Source organism: Falsiruegeria mediterranea M17 (assembly GCF_900302455.1).
Taxonomy (GTDB): domain Bacteria; phylum Pseudomonadota; class Alphaproteobacteria; order Rhodobacterales; family Rhodobacteraceae; genus Falsiruegeria; species Falsiruegeria mediterranea.
In genome coordinates, this window is record NZ_ONZG01000005.1 from 109,888 (window position 1) to 125,137 (window position 15,250).

14 protein-coding genes are annotated in these 15,250 nt (G+C 58.4%); 5 read left to right on the forward strand and 9 right to left on the reverse strand.

The genetic code is table 11. The features are described from left to right. Positions 1-4: 4 nt before the first annotated feature. From TRM7615_RS11220 to mepK, 8 genes are all read right to left on the reverse strand, one after another. The gene (locus tag TRM7615_RS11220; RefSeq protein WP_108787496.1) at positions 5-1,888 is read right to left on the reverse strand and encodes an AMP-dependent synthetase/ligase; all 1,884 of its coding nucleotides are present in this window, start codon (positions 1,886-1,888) and stop codon (positions 5-7) included. Positions 1,889-1,893: 5 nt separating this feature from the next. Beyond that, on the reverse strand, positions 1,894-2,667 hold the full coding sequence (locus TRM7615_RS11225) for an ABC transporter ATP-binding protein (RefSeq protein ID WP_085795556.1): 774 nt from the start codon (positions 2,665-2,667) through the stop codon (positions 1,894-1,896). Next, entirely contained in the window at positions 2,664-3,428 is a 765-nt protein-coding gene (locus TRM7615_RS11230; protein WP_108787498.1) for an ABC transporter ATP-binding protein, read from the reverse strand. Before TRM7615_RS11230 ends, TRM7615_RS11225 begins: the two co-directional genes overlap by 4 nt. After that, positions 3,425-4,522, reverse strand: a complete 1,098-nt coding sequence (locus TRM7615_RS11235; RefSeq protein WP_108787500.1) for a branched-chain amino acid ABC transporter permease — start codon at positions 4,520-4,522, stop codon at positions 3,425-3,427. The genes TRM7615_RS11230 and TRM7615_RS11235 overlap by 4 nt, the downstream gene beginning before the upstream one ends. Before the next feature lie 4 nt (positions 4,523-4,526). Beyond that, entirely contained in the window at positions 4,527-5,402 is an 876-nt protein-coding gene (locus TRM7615_RS11240; protein ID WP_108787502.1) for a branched-chain amino acid ABC transporter permease, read from the reverse strand. Positions 5,403-5,483: 81 nt separating this feature from the next. Continuing rightward, on the reverse strand, positions 5,484-6,512 hold the full coding sequence (locus tag TRM7615_RS11245) for a zinc-binding dehydrogenase (protein ID WP_108787504.1): 1,029 nt from the start codon (positions 6,510-6,512) through the stop codon (positions 5,484-5,486). Continuing rightward, the gene (locus TRM7615_RS11250; RefSeq protein WP_108787506.1) at positions 6,509-7,186 is read right to left on the reverse strand and encodes a TetR/AcrR family transcriptional regulator; all 678 of its coding nucleotides are present in this window, start codon (positions 7,184-7,186) and stop codon (positions 6,509-6,511) included. The genes TRM7615_RS11245 and TRM7615_RS11250 overlap by 4 nt, the downstream gene beginning before the upstream one ends. Before the next feature lie 204 nt (positions 7,187-7,390). Then, the gene (gene mepK / locus TRM7615_RS11255) at positions 7,391-7,960 is read right to left on the reverse strand and encodes a peptidoglycan L,D-endopeptidase MepK (protein ID WP_108787508.1); all 570 of its coding nucleotides are present in this window, start codon (positions 7,958-7,960) and stop codon (positions 7,391-7,393) included. Between the two features lie 358 nt (positions 7,961-8,318). Between mepK and TRM7615_RS11260 the strand changes: the two genes are divergently transcribed. Genes TRM7615_RS11260 through TRM7615_RS11275 form a run of 4 tightly spaced genes read left to right on the forward strand, consistent with a single transcriptional unit; the run spans position 8,319 to position 12,580 of the window. Further along, the gene (locus TRM7615_RS11260) at positions 8,319-9,929 is read left to right on the forward strand and encodes a L,D-transpeptidase family protein (protein ID WP_108787510.1); all 1,611 of its coding nucleotides are present in this window, start codon (positions 8,319-8,321) and stop codon (positions 9,927-9,929) included. Between the two features lie 37 nt (positions 9,930-9,966). After that, a complete protein-coding gene (gene lpxD, locus TRM7615_RS11265; RefSeq protein ID WP_108787512.1) occupies positions 9,967-11,058 on the forward strand; it encodes a UDP-3-O-(3-hydroxymyristoyl)glucosamine N-acyltransferase in 1,092 nt (363 codons plus the stop codon). A 34-nt stretch (positions 11,059-11,092) separates the two neighbouring features. Further along, complete coding sequence (locus tag TRM7615_RS11270) at positions 11,093-11,350, forward strand: acyl carrier protein (protein ID WP_108787514.1); 258 nt, start codon at positions 11,093-11,095, stop codon at positions 11,348-11,350. Between the two features lie 21 nt (positions 11,351-11,371). Then, the gene (locus TRM7615_RS11275; RefSeq protein WP_108787516.1) at positions 11,372-12,580 is read left to right on the forward strand and encodes a beta-ketoacyl-[acyl-carrier-protein] synthase family protein; all 1,209 of its coding nucleotides are present in this window, start codon (positions 11,372-11,374) and stop codon (positions 12,578-12,580) included. 53 nt (positions 12,581-12,633) lie between these two features. On the opposite strand, the gene TRM7615_RS11280 is transcribed toward TRM7615_RS11275, so the two are convergent. Further along, positions 12,634-13,257: an invasion associated locus B family protein gene (locus TRM7615_RS11280; RefSeq protein WP_108787971.1), complete on the reverse strand. Its 624-nt coding sequence runs from the start codon at positions 13,255-13,257 to the stop codon at positions 12,634-12,636. A gap of 447 nt (positions 13,258-13,704) precedes the next feature. On the opposite strand from TRM7615_RS11280, the gene TRM7615_RS11285 reads away from it, so the two are divergent. Continuing rightward, positions 13,705-15,246, forward strand: a complete 1,542-nt coding sequence (locus tag TRM7615_RS11285; protein ID WP_108787518.1) for a helicase HerA-like domain-containing protein — start codon at positions 13,705-13,707, stop codon at positions 15,244-15,246. The last annotated feature ends 4 nt before the right edge of the window (positions 15,247-15,250 follow it).

Sequence of the window (15,250 nt, forward strand, 5' to 3'; positions counted from 1 at the left end):
TATCTCAGTACATGTCGTCGATCAGATGGGCGTGCGCCTTTTCTACATAGCTGCGCTTGAGCTTCATGGTGGCCGTAAGCTCCTCATCCTCGGCCGTCAGAAGCACGTCGATCAGGCGGAAATCCTTGATCTGTTCGACCCGCGCAAACTCCTTGTTCACCGCCTTGACCTCTTCGGCGATCAGGTCCTTGACCTCTTGCGCAGCACACAGCGACGCAAAGTTCGAGAACGGGACCTTTCTGTCCTGAGCGTATTTCTCGACGTTCTCTTGATCAATCATTATCAGCGCCGTCAGGTACTTACGCCGGTCGCCAATGATCACCGCGTCTGAGACATAGTGGCTGAATTTCAATCGGCTTTCGATCTCGGCCGGGGTGATGTTCTTGCCGCCTGCAGTGATGATGATGTCCTTGAGGCGTCCGGTGATCTTCAGGTAGCCGTCCGTGTCAATCTCACCGATGTCTCCGGTGCGCAGCCAGCCATCGTCGGTAAAGGTCTCGGCTGTCTTTTCGTTGTTGCGCCAGTAACCTTTAAAGTTGTTGAGGCCCCTGGTCTGGATCTCGCCATCGTCCGCGATGCGGATTTCATAGCCTGGCACCGGTTTGCCGATTGACCCGATCTTGTTTTCCTCGAACGTGTTGATCGACCCCAGGCCAGAGGTTTCGGTCATGCCCCAACCCTCAAGCAGGGGCACACCAATCGCCCAGTACCATTTCAGCAACTCAGGCGAGATCGGGGCCGCGCCCGTACCGCCGCGGCGCATGTTGTCCATGCCCAGCATCCGACGCAAGTTGCGCAGGACCAGACGATCCCACAACCAGAATTTGGCAGCGACGCCCGCAGGCACCGGTTTGTTGGCAAGCAGATACTCGGCCCGTTCAAACCCGGCCTTCAACGCCATACCAAAGGCCGCGCGGCCCGCTGGTGTGGCCTCTTGCGCCAGGATCAGAACCTGGGAATAGATCTTCTCCCACACACGCGGCACGGCCACGAAGGTTGCAGGTGACACCTCTTGCAGGTTGGCAAAGACCGTTTCGGGGCTTTCGGCAAAGTTCACCGTTGTCATTCCAGCAAGCGGAAAATAGATCGACACGTTGCGTTCCAGGATGTGACAGAGCGGCAGGAAACACAGCTGCTCGTCCGTGCTCAGTACAGGCAGGCGGTGCGCACCGGCCTCGATCCCCGCCATGATGTTTTCCTGGCTCAACATTGCGCCCTTGGGCATGCCCGTGGTGCCCGAGGTGTAGATCAAAAGGCCGATATCCTGCGGTTGCGCCTTGTCGATCTCGGCCTCGAAAACGCCGGGCTCATCCTTTTCCGCCTGTTGACCCATCTTGTAGATGTCATCGATCATGATGCAGCGCGGGTGGTCCAGATCGTGCAGGCCTTCATCTTCCAGGATGATGACATTCAACAGCCCCGGCACGTCGGCTTCGATCTGCAGAAACTTGTCCAGCTGCTCTTCGTTTTCGACGATCAGAAAGCGGCTGTCACTGTCGTTGATCAGATAGGCAAGCTGACTGGCACTGTCGGTTGTATAGACACCCGACGCAATGCCGCCGACGCATTGAATGCCAAGGTCGGCGTAGGCCCATTCCTTGCGATCTTCGGACAGGATCGAGACGACCTCGCCCCGTTGCAGACCCAGCTTGCGCAGGGCCATACCCAGCCATTTGGCATGGGTCCAATAATCGGCCCACGAGTAGGTCTTCCAGATCCCAAAGTCCTTTTCGCGGTGCGCGGTGCGGTCGCCCATTTCGGCGCAGCGTTTCTTGAACAGGGACACGATCGTCTGGGTGCCATCGACCATCACCGGGCGTTGCCCGGGTGTGGCGTTGAACGAGACACCGTTGATCACGGTCTGAGCGGGTAGGGTGGTTGCATCCATTTGGCTCACCTCCACGTTTTCTTGCGTTTCCAGCGGCGGTTCTCCCGCTCGCCTTCCTCTTGCACACCCAGATAGAAGTTCTGGATGTCCTCGGACGCCATCAGTTGCTCGGCGGTGCCGTCCATCACGATGCGGCCCACCTCCATCACGTAACCATCGTGCGCCAGGTTCAGCGCCGCGCTGGCGTTCTGTTCCACCAGCATCATGGTCATGTTCTGCTCTTCGTTGAGCCGTTTGAGAATGGCAAAGATTTCCTGCACCAAGAGTGGAGATAGCCCGAGGCTGGGTTCATCCAAGAGCATGATGCGCGGGTTGGCCATCAGCCCACGACCGATCGCCAGCATCTGCTGTTGCCCACCCGAAAGCGTACCCGCTTCCTGGTTGCGCCGCTCTTTCAGGATTGGGAAATAGCTGAACACCAATTCTCGATCGTGCTCGATCTGACCTTTGTCGGTGCTGGTATAGGCGCCCAAGCTCAGGTTTTCGTCCACGGTGAGCAGCGGGAACACCTCGCGCCCCTCGGGCACATGTACGATGCCCTGCTGTACGACCTTGTGCGGTTCCGATCCTTGGATCTCTTGCCCGGCAAAGGTGATGGTGCCTTTTTCGGGATCCATCACGCCGGACACGGTTTTCATCAGCGTCGTCTTGCCCGCGCCATTGGCGCCCAGGATCGACACCACGCGCCCCTCGTGCACGTCCAGCGACACGCCCCGGATCGCCATGATGGGTCCGTAGAAACTCTCGATATTGCGGATTTTCAGGATGGGTTCGCTCATGAGGCCTTCCCCAGATATGCTTCGATCACTGCCGGGTGCGATTGCACCTCGGCCGGGGTGCCAAGCGCCAGTTTTGCGCCATCGGCCATGGCCAGAACCCGGTCGGACACGCCCGACACAAGCCCCATGTCATGTTCAACCATCAACACGGTGATGCCCATCTGACGACGGATGTCGTCGATCCACCACCGCATATCTGCTGTTTCCTCGACCGAGAGGCCCGAAGCCGGCTCATCAAGCAACAGCAGTTTTGGATCCGTCGAGAGTGCGCGCGCCACCTCGACCACCTTGCGGACGCCGTATGGCAACCCCGCGATCATCTTGTCGCGATAGGCCTGCAGGTCGAGGAAATCTATGACCTCTTCGACCTTTTCGCGGTTCTCCATCTCTTGCCGCTTGGCCGAAGATGAGAAGAACACCTCGGACAGCAGGTTGGTGGTGCGATGGCGATGCCGCCCGACCAGCAGGTTTTGCAGCACAGTCGCGTGTTCGAACAGTTCGATGTTCTGGAACGTCCGCGCCACGCCAAAGGCCGCAACGCCCGATGGTTTGACCTGCAACAGGTCGTGTCCATTAAACCGGATCTTGCCCGCATAAGGGTCATAGAACCGCGAAATCAGGTTGAACACGGTCGATTTTCCCGCCCCGTTGGGACCCACGATGGCGAAAACCTCGCCCTCTTCGACGCTGAACGACAGATCATCCACCGCCGTCAGCCCGCCAAACTTCAGTGTGACGTTTTCAAGCTCAAGCAAGCTCATCTCAGGCGCTCCGTCTTGAGGTAGGATTTCTGCCGCTTGAACATGTCCTTGCGGTAGAACGGGAATAGCTCGAACCAGGTGCGGATCTTGAGCCAGCGGCCATAGATCCCCATGGGTTCGAACAGAATGAAGGCGATCAGGATCATGCCAAAGATGCCGAACTCGAGACCGGGAATGGCCACCGTGGATCCGCCAAAGACAGCACCGACGTACTCTTTCGAGATCGACAGGAACTGTGGCAGGAAGCCGATGACGATAGCGCCAAAGAAGGCACCGTGGATCGAGCCAAGACCACCGATCACGATCATCATCAACAGCTGGATCGAGATCACGACGCTGAACGTCTCGTTGTTGAAGGCACCAGCATAAAGCCCCATCAGGGCGCCCGCCCATCCAGTGACCATGCAGCTGAGGCCGAACGAGATTGTCTTGGTGCGCGATATGTCCACGCCCATGGCTTGCGCTGACACTTCGCTGTCACGCACTGCGATGAACGACCGGCCCAAAGGCGCGCGCAGCAGGTTGATGTAGCCAAGCGTGACCAGAACCACGACGCCAAGTGTCAGCCAGTAGAACTCGTTCGGAGTGCCCCAGCGATCCACCATGAAGCCAAAGACACCCACGGGCGGCGCGTATTTGCCGGCAACCCCGCCGGTGATCGGCTCGGCCAGAACGATGATGTCGTCCATCAGGATCGACATCGCCAGCGTGAAGATCGCCAGATAGATGCCGTGCAGCCGCAGGGCAGGGACGGCAACAGTCGCCCCGATGATGCCGGTAATCAAACCAGCCACGGGAAAGGCGATCATGAAGGGTACGCCCGCCTCGACCAGGATGATGTTGGCATAACACCCGATGGCCAGGAACGCGGCGTGGCCCAGGCTGGCCTGGCCGGTGTGCCCGGTCAGAACCATCAGCCCCAGGCCTGCGATGGCCCAGATCAGAACGTTGGTGAGCTCGCCCAGATAGAAGTCATCCAGCCACCAGGGCGCGGCAATCGCCACCGCCAGAAGCAGCAGGTAAAGGCTCAGCTGATATCCGTCCTTCCAAGGGCGGATGTCTTGCATGTAGTCGGTTTTGAATACGATCCGCATGAGCTTATACCTTCTTGGTGCGCACTTGGCTGAACAGCCCGTGCGGACGGAAGATCAACACCGCAAGCAGCAGCGCATAAGGTGCGATCTGGCTGTACCCGGCAGCGATATATCGGCTGGCAAAGGGTTCGATCACGCCAACGATCAGGCCACCCGCCAGGGCACCGGGCAGCGAGCCGAAGCCACCGATGACCGCCGCGGCAAACGCCTTGATACCGATGAGACCAGTGGCCGGATCAACGGACCCCTTGGCAGCAAAGAGGATCCCCGCAACGCAAGCGACAACGCCACCCAATGCCCAGATCAACCCTTGCACCTGCTTCACCGGCACGCCCATGTAGTATGCGGCCAACTGGTTCTGCGAGGCCCCTTGCATCGCCAAGCCCATCTTGGTTTTGGAGAAGAAGACATAAAGGGACCACGTCAGCAGTACGGTAACGATGATGACGGCCACGTCTTCCATGCCCAACACAAGTCCGCCAAGGGCGAGCTCTTTGCCGGCCAATGGGTTTTGCAGGGTTTGTGGTTCGTGACCCCAGATCAACCCGGCGGCAAAGCGAATGACAAAGCCAAGCGCGATGGTCAGGATCACGACCGAGGTTTGGCTTTCGCCGAACATCTTGCGGATCAGGAAGCGATCCAGAAGATACCCAAGAACGGCCATCAACCCCAACGAGATCGGCAAGGCCATCCAGAATGGCAGCCCCATGTATTCCGTGTTGGTTAGCCCGATAGTTATAAATGCGCCCAGCATCATGAGATCGCCCTGGGCGAAGTTCACGGCCTCGGTCGCCTTGTAGATCAGCACAAAGCCAAGCGCGATCAGGCCGTACACACAGCCATTCGCCAGCCCGCTGATCAGCAGCTGCAAATTGTCCAAATTTTCCTCCCTGCGCCGGTTGTCCGGCTTATGCAACTGCCCCCCTTGATCCTCCTCATCATCGGGGGGCGGTTACTCGTACTATGGAGTGATCATGACCTTTCCGTCAGTCTTTTTGAGCGCATCCGCCAAACCTGACACAACGTCACGAAGGGGTAGGTGGGCTGAGACGTCGGTTTTCCAGCGACCATCTGCAAATCGTGCCTGAACTTCGGCCACCACGCGGCCCTGATCAGCGGGTGGTGTGGTCATCATCCAATTGGTAAGCCAGAATCCCTCGATCTTCTTGCCCATGAAAACAAGCTGCCCCATGCGGGACAGGCTGGGCAGTTCAGCGTCCAATTTGCCGTAGCTGACCCAGCGGGCACGGTTCGGCATGGCCGCAAAGATCTGCTCGGATTGCTGGTTGCTCACCGCATCCAGGAACACGCGCGGTTTCAACTCGGCACTGATTTTGGCGAATTTCTTAAGCATGTCCGGGTCGCTGGTCACAAGAACTTCGGCAGCTCCCAACTCCTTGAGTGGCTCAATGGCTTCAGCCCGGCGCACAAGTGCGATGGGTTTCAGCCCCAGATCCCGCCCCAGCATACACATCAGTTTGCCCAACTGGCTGGTGGCGGCAGAAATCACAAAGGCGTCGCCTTCGGACTTTGCAATGTCCACCATTGCCATGGCAGTCAACGGGTTGACGATCTGCGCCGCGCCGTCCTCGTCCGAGATATCCGGACGCAGTGGGATACACATCTGTGCCTGTGTCACGACATAATCCGCCCAGGCCCCCGAACCCGCGGCAACAAAAGCCACACGCTGACCTGCCAGGCCCTCGGCGCCTTTGCCGGTGGCCACGACATCGCCGCATCCCTCGAACCCTGCCGGGTGTCCTTTGACACGCGGCTGACCGTATTCCCCTTTGATGAAATGCATGTCCGATGGGTTGACCGAGGCCACCCGCAACTTGATCAGAACTTGCCCGGGGCCAGGTGTCGGGACGGCGATTTCACCGTTTTCCAAATAGTCGGACGCATCGGAGATGGCCGGGCCGGTCGCCTGGCCGGAGTAGCCATCGCCGGTCTGCAAGACAGCGAACATGGTTTCGGGAATCTGTGTCATGCGAAAACCTTTTGTGATTGGTTTGAATGCTGCGTGAAGCTGTCTGCGCTCAGCCCAAGGCCTGACATCGCAAAGCGCACCACATCATCGACGATGGCCTGACGGCTCTCTGGCGTGTCCTCGCCACGTGGCCGATACCAGAACACCGGGCCGTTCAATGTGCTCATGAAGCTCTGGATCGTGATCGACAGTTGCGGGCCGATATGAAACTGCCCGTCGGCCACGCCTTGCAGGACAACCTCGCGAAAGCGCTGCTCATACAGGTCACGACGCGTCAGATGCGCCTCCATCGCTTCACGCTGAAACTGGGTGGTGGTGGAATACCGAAGCATCTGAAGCCCATCTATCAGGACGTGCATGTAAGGCAGATCGTCGATCATCGAACGCGCATGTCCCGCTGACATGACATTGAGCCGCGCCGCCGGAGTGCCCTGCATTTGATAGCCGTCATCAGACGCCGCAAAGACCAGATCCATAGCGCGGTCTCGGACGGCGTTGAACAGATCCATCTTGGAGGGGAAGTAGTGATAGACGCGCCCCTTGGTGGCCCCCAGATGCCGCGCGACAGTGTCGATCGACGTGGCAGCAAACCCGCGGCTTTGAAAACACTCGGCCGCCGCGCGCAGCAGCTCTTCGTAGCGTTCGGATCGCGCTTCGGCGGTGGACTGTGACATCTGTGCGTTCCCTCCCGAATTTGGCAAAAGGAAACATACTACTTGGTATGTAGTCAATCGAGGGCGCGTAGTGACGTGGGGGAATGACCGCCCACCTTGTTGTAAATCTTGGAAACTTTGGATCTGAGATGAATAGAGCAAAAGAAAACCCCCGCAGCGAATGCTCGGGGGTTTGCAACGGGACCATGACTGATCAGGTGGGGGTCAGCCACCCCAAGTGCGAACGACGCCGCAATCCATATGCACGAAGTTCGAACGCGAGTAGCGGCCTACACCACCCGCCCGACACGAGGCGGCGGCCCGCGCCATCTGACCAACCGAGCGCGACGACAGGCGAAGGTCTGCGGCCTGGCCTTTCATGTGAAGGGAATTCTTGGCAACACCGCGCGACCGACGACGTAGCATGGCGTTTGTCTGTGGGCTGCGATAGCCCGACAACAGCATGTAGGGTTCGTTGATATCCATCAGATTGTGCGCGGCTGCCATGATGTCGATTGTCCGCAGGTCCATGGTTTTGACCTGATCGGTTCGCCAATCCCGCATGAAGTGATTCACTTCCTTGACGGCATCCTTGATGTAGTCGCCATCAATCCAGTAGATCATGTCGATGCGCTCACCGGTGCGCCCTGAGTACATTCGAATACGGCGAATGTCGCCGCCGCCACGAAGGAACCCTGCTGCCTTGGAGAAGGTCGGTGCCGCGGTGAGAGTTGTTGCTGCGAACGCACCCAGTAGGGCGCGCCGGGTCAAGCCCGAAGAGCTGGAATCTGCCATTTCCTGTGTCGTCCCGTACGTATCCTGCCTGCGCACGATGTTACGTGCACTGTGTTAATATCCATCCCCAGATGGCAACTGTATGGCACAGACAGATTCGCGAGCCAAGAAATGAATGCCGCAAGTTTTACTTACGGGGAATTTTCGGCGAGTTTTTGCGCAAACTAGTGCAAATGCCCTATCTTTGCCGCATTTGCGAGCGGCCAAACCCAAAAAACCTGAGGCGATGCACGCATGCATCAGGTCTGTTCGCAATTTGTCCTGTGAACGAAATGTGAATGGACTTCTGTAATGTAACTTTTGAAACTCGATGAACACCCGTTGATTTGACCATTTCCAAGACCCCAAGGACCATCCCATGCTGCGTTTGAACCGACGTTCGTCTGCCAGAACCGTGTTTCGCCTGCTGGGCACCGCCGGATTGCTCGCATTGCTCAGCGCGCCCGTGTCGGCCCAGGTAACAGCTTTCAAACAGGCCATTGCCGAGGCCGCATCCAAGAGCGATGCGGTGGCAAAGTTCTACCGTGAGAACAATTATCAACCGATCTGGACTGGAGAGGGTGAAGAACACCGCGCGCGCCGTGCCGCTTTGGTGCAAGCGCTGTCCACTGCAGATGTTCACGGTTTGCCGGTGGACCGTTACCGCCTGGACCGTTTGATGGACACCATGCGCAACGCGGAAACCACCCGTGATCTGGGTATGGTCGAAGTGGCGCTCAGCCGGGCTTTTGTGACCTATGCGCGCGACATTCAAACCGGCGTCCTGCGTCCGTCGACCATTGATGACGGTATGGTGCGCAAGGTCGAACGCCGGGATGGCGACGCCTATCTGCGTGAGCTCGAAACCAGTGTCCCCGGCGCGTACATGAGAACCTTGGCACCGACCTCTCCGCAATATCGGGCGCTGCTCAAAGAAAAGCTGCGACTGGAACATCTGCTGGCCGAAGGCGGATGGGGGCCCACGGTCCCGGTTCGCAAGTTGGAGCCAGGCGACAGTGGCAACGCGGTCGTCAGCCTGCGCAATCGTCTGATCGACATGGGGTATATGACCCGCAGTGCCAGCAAGTCTTACGACAAATCCCTTCAAAACGCGGTTCAGGCGTTTCAATCGTCACATGGGCTTGAGGCGGATGGCGTTGCCGGTAAGGGCACCATTACCGAAATCAACAAGAGCGTTGGTGATCGGCTCAAGTCCGTCATCGTGGCGCTGGAACGCGAGCGTTGGTTGACCCGCGACCGAAGTGGGCGACACATTCTGGTCAATCAGACGGACTTTTCGGCCAAAATCATCGATGATGGTCATGTGACGTTTCAAACACGTTCGGTCATTGGCAAGAACACCAGCGACCGTCGCACGCCCGAGTTTTCCGATGTGATGGAGCATATGGTCATCAATCCTAGCTGGTATGTACCACGTTCGATCATCACCAAGGAGTACCTGCCAAAGCTGCGCGCCAATCCGGGCGCTGTCGGTCATCTGGAAATCACCGATAGCCGTGGACGCCGTGTCAGCCGCAACCACAACTTTGCGCAATACTCTGCCCGCAGCTTTCCCTTTGCCATGCGCCAGCCTCCGGGCAAGAAAAATGCATTGGGCTTGGTCAAGTTCATGTTCCCCAACAAGTACAACATCTACTTGCATGACACGCCGCAGAAGCATCTTTTCGCCCGCGAAGTTCGTGCATACTCGCACGGCTGCGTGCGTCTGGCGCAACCATTCGAGTTTGCCTATGCGCTGCTGGCCAAGCAAAGCGAAACACCAAAGGATTTCTTTCACCGGGTTCTCGATTCCGGCAGGGAAACCAAGGTCGAGCTGGAAGAGCATGTGCCGGTGCACATCATCTACCGCACCGCCGTGATTTCACCCAAGGGACAGGCGGAATACCGTCGCGACATCTATGGCCGGGACGCCAAGATCTGGAGCGCGCTTAGCAACGCAGGGGTAGCCCTGTCCGCCGTTCGGGGGTAAGCAACGGGGACCAAAGCGAATTAGACGGGGTCCCACCATGCGCTTTACCATCCAGCAGATTGCCCAATCCCTTGGCGCCGAGGCGGCCGGGGATCTTGAGCTGACGGTCACGCGGGCCTCGGAGCCTGCAGATGCCACTGCGGATGCATTGGCACTTGCGATGTCACCGAAATACGCCGAAGAACTGAGCGCAGGGAACGCCGAGGCCGCAGTCGTCTGGCCGGATGCGGATTGGCGGGCGATGGGGCTGAAGGCGGCCATCTTTGCGCCGCGTCCACGAATGGCCATGGCGGGCGTCACCGTCATGATGGACGCGGGCCAAGGCGAAGGGCAGGGGATACACCCCTCGGCCGTTGTAGACCCCACGGCCAGGATTGGTGAAAACGTCTCGATCGGGCCACTGTGCGTGATTGGCGCCAATGCCGTCATTGGCAACGGCTCTGTCATCGGGCCTCACTGTGTCGTCGGTATCGACGTAAAATTGGGTGAAAACGCGCACCTGCGCGAGATGGTCAGCATCGGCGCGCGCGCCACCATTGGAGACAGATTCCGGGCACAACCCGGCGTGCGCATCGGCTCGGACGGTTTCAGTTTTGTCACCCCCGAAGTGTCCGGCGTCGAAAACGCGCGCAAGTCGATGGGCGATTCAGGCGATGCCAAAGCGCAAAGCTGGATGCGCATCCACTCCATCGGAGCTGTCGAGATTGGCGATGACGTGGAAATCGGCGCAAACTCAACCATCGACAACGGCACAATCCGAAACACTGTGATCGGCTCTGGCACCAAGCTCGACAACTTAGTTCATGTGGGTCACAACTCCCGAGTCGGACAAGACTGCCTGCTCTGTGGGCAGGTCGGGCTCTCCGGCTCGGTCGAGATTGGCAACAACACGGTTTTGGGTGGCCAGGTCGGCGTCGCAGACAACCTGTTCCTTGGTGCGGGTGTTATTGCCGCAGGGGCAACAAAAATCCTGTCAAATGTGCCAGACGGTCGCGTGATGATGGGCTATCCAGCGGTAAAAATGGAAACACACACAGAGATTTACAAAGCACAGCGCCGACTTCCGCGCATCCTACGTGACGTCGATGCGCTGAAAAAGGCTGTTTCCAAACTCACCTCGAGTGATTAAATCGGCCTCAGACATTCTAGTCAGAGGACTGATTATGAGCATCAACGACCGTGTTATCGCGATCATCGCAGAACAGGCCGTTCTGGACCCGTCCGATGTAACCCCCGAAAGCACTCTGGAAGATCTGGGCATCGACAGCCTTGGCCTGGTCGAAAGCATCTTTGCCATCGAAGAGGAATTCGACATCTCGATCCCCTTCAATGCCAATGAACCATCCCAAAGCGATTTTGACATTTCGAACGTGGCGGCCATCGTCGCCGGCATCGAAAAGCTCATGTCCGAGAGGGCATAGCGGGCAAGCGGGAAAAACAGGATGAAACGCGTTGTCATCACCGGGGCCGGAACCATCAACTCTCTGGGCCATTCGGTGCCTGAGACGCTCGAGGCCATGCGCGAAGGGCGCTGTGGCATTGGCGAGTTGGAGTTTCGCGACGTCGAGCGCCTTGCCATCAAGATCGGCGGTCAGGTTCGCGGGTTCGAAGCCGAGGGCCGATTCAACCGGCAACAAATGTCGCTGTATGACCGGTTTACACAGTTCACACTGGCCGCCGCAAAAGAGGCGATCACCCAATCCGGCCTGACTTTCAACGGGGATCTGTCTGCCCGGTCCGGCGTTGTTCTGGGCACCGCCGGGGGCGGGGTCAGCACGTGGGACGACAATTATCGTTCGGTCTACGAGGACGGTAAGAACCGGGTGCACCCCTTTGTTGTGCCCAAGCTCATGAACAATGCCGCCGCCAGTCATCTGTCGATGGAATACAACCTCAAAGGTCCGTCGTTCACCGTCTCGACCGCCTGCGCCTCGTCCAATCACGCCATGGCACAAGCTCTGGCCATGGTCCGCAGTGGCATGGCGCCGGTCATGGTCACCGGTGGTTCGGAATCAATGCTGTGTTTTGGTGGGGTCAAAGCCTGGGAAGGGCTGCGGGTCATGTCCAAGGACGCCTGCCGCCCGTTCAGTGCAAACCGCAACGGTATGGTTCAGGGCGAAGGTGCTGGTATTTTCGTGTTCGAGGAATTCGAGCACGCCAAGGCGCGCGGCGCCGACATCCTGTGCGAAGTCATTGGCTCGGCTATGTCGTCTGATGCCGCCGACATCGTCATGCCATCAAAACAAGGGGCGGCGCGAGCCATTTCCGGCGCATTGGCTGATGCGCGACTGAACCCCGAGGATGTGGCCTATATCAACGCGCATGGCACCGGCACGGCCGCCAACGACAAGACGGAATGTGCCGCCGTGGCGGATATATTCGGAAAACACGCCGACAATCTGATGATCAGCTCAACCAAATCCATGCACGGCCACCTGATCGGTGGCACAGGCGCGGTCGAGCTTTTGGCCTGCATCATGGCCCTGCGTGACGGGGTTATCGCACCGACCATCGGGTACGAAGAACCTGACCCTGAATGCGCATTGGACGTGGTCCCGAACGAGGCGCGCGAGGCCAAGGTGAATGTGGCCCTGTCCAACGCCTTTGCCTTTGGTGGTCTCAACGCGGTTTTGGCCTTGCGCAAGGTCTAACGAAAATCGCCGCCCTCAGAGGGCGGCGTTTTTTTGTTCAAACTGTCGGTTGATCAGTTCGTGACAACGTCGACAACTTCAAAGCCAGCGGTAAATCCGCTTAGCGAAAGGTCCAGGCTGATGGTCTGATCCGGCGCCGGAGCAGGCACCAGCGAAACGGTCGCCTTGGCGCCCTTTTTCATGGCATCGATGTCTGTCTGCGTCAGGCCAATCTGGGCGACGCAGCCGATCGGGTTGCAGAAGGAATAATTGTAACGCTTGCCGGGAGCGCCATCCACCGAGATGGTCAGCTGAGCCGGCAGCAGTGTTTCCAGCGGCACAACAATGGTTGCACCGGCCACGGCGGCCTGGTTACCCGCCAACCGGAACAATGAGATTTCGGCCATCGGGTTGTTCTGCGGGTCGGTCATCACCTGCAACAGCGAGCAGGGATCCTGCTCTTCTTCGGTCTTGATGCACGCCAGGTCCCAATCGCCGAACTTGTCCTTGGAGTAGCGCTCGCCCAGTTGTGGCCCTGCGGCCACGGGTTCACCCAGGTCCAGCGCCTCAGAGCCTTCGATGGCCTCGGTCTGTTCGGTTTCAGGTGTTGCGTCTTCGGTGGTGGTTTCCTGAGCGGTCGCGGCACTTGCAATCAACAGCGCGGTCGCTGTGCTCAGGCCGATAATGGATTTGAACATGGTCGCCTCATACATTCGGTACTGCTTTCGCCACGCTCTAGCATGCCCAGACCCGGCTGTCAGTGCCAATCGCACAGTTTCAATGGATTGATGGACAGCGCCGTCCTTGGCTGCACCGAGCATAAGAAAAGGAGACCACAGAAAGGGTCTCCTTTTCATATTTTGCTCCCCGTCGGACTGGCCGACTTAGTTATGAGGCAGACGTTACGAATTGGGACCGCATCGGTCAACAGCTAAGACCAGATTTTTTGCGCCATATCCGCGCCATATGCAGAATAACTTCCATTCAATGAAAAATGCCGTGCCCGAAGGCACGGCCAGTCTAACAGGGAGGAAGGTGTCCGACCCCCAGAGAAAGTTCCAGGGTCCGGACAAGAAAGAACTATGGCAGCGAAAGGTTAACTTTGTATGCTTGCAGCGAAACGATGCAATACGAGGCATAACTTTATGGACGGCAAGGTTTTTTTGGGCGGCGGTGGCGACAATCATAGTGAACCGCAGGGGCTGTCGTTGAAATATGCCAATCGGCACGGGTTGATTGCCGGGGCCACGGGTACCGGGAAAACCGTGACCTTGCAGATCCTTGCCGAGGGCTTCTCGGAGGCCGGTGTGCCGGTGTTTCTGGCCGACGTCAAAGGCGATCTTTCGGGGTTGGCCAAGTCCGGTACGCCCGAGCACAAGCTTCACAATCCGTTTACCGAGCGCGCAACGACCATCGGCTTCACCGATTTTGCCTATCGCGCCAGCCCAGTGACGTTTTGGGATCTGTTTGGGGAACAGGGCCATCCGGTGCGCACCACAGTGACCGAAATGGGGCCGTTGCTGCTGTCACGTTTGCTTGAATTGAGCGAGGCACAAGAAGGTATCTTGAACATTGCTTTCCGGCTGGCCGATGAAGAAGGCTTGCCGCTGCTGGATCTCAAGGACCTGCAGGCGCTGCTGGTCTGGATTGGCGAGAACCGCGCGCGGCTGTCGCTGCGTTATGGCAACGTCTCGACCGCCTCGATCGGGGCGATCCAGCGCCGTCTTCTGGTGATCGAGAACCAGGGTGCGTCCAAGCTGTTTGGTGAACCGGCGCTGGAGCTTAAAGATCTGATGCGCACAGACGATCAGGGTCGCGGCATGGTGAATATTCTGGCCTCGGACAAACTGATGGCGGCGCCGGGTCTCTATGCGACGTTCCTGCTCTGGCTGCTCAGCGAGCTGTTCGAAGAGCTGCCGGAGGTGGGTGATCCGGACAAACCCAAGCTGGTGTTCTTTTTTGACGAGGCGCATCTGCTGTTCGATGATGCGCCCAAGGTGCTGGTCGACAAGGTCGAACAGGTCGCGCGCCTGATCCGGTCCAAGGGTGTTGGCGTCTATTTCATCACGCAGAACCCGGCCGATGTGCCCGAAGATATCCTGGGCCAGCTTGGCAACCGTGTCCAACACGCCTTGCGCGCGTTCACCGCCAAGGATCGCAAGAACCTGCGACTGGCGGCAGAAACCTATCGCGAAAACCCTGCGTTCGACACCGAAGAAGCCATTCGTGAGGTTGGCGTGGGCGAGGCCGTTACGTCGATGCTGCAAAAGAAGGGCGTGCCGGGGATCGTTGAACGCACCCTGATCCGGCCACCATCCTCACAACTCGGCCCGATCACCAAGGCAGAGCGAAGGGCGCATCTCTCCGCCTCGGATCTGGGGGGCAAGTACGACGCGCTTCTGGATCGAAACTCGGCTTTTGAAATCCTGTCCAAACGCGCGGAGCAGGCGGCAAAAGAAGCCGAGGCTGCCGAGGCCGAGGAAGAAGAACAACCGATGATGCAACGCGAATACTCCGCCGCCCGCCGCTATTCAGGGGCACGTGTGAGCCGGTCGTCTTCACGCTACACCCGCAAAAAAGACACCTTCGCAAGCGCCATGGGAGAAGCAGTGATCAAAGAACTCAAGGGCACCACCGGTCGCCGCATTGTGCGGGGTATCTTGGGAAGTTTCTTCAAAGGACGATAAAGCG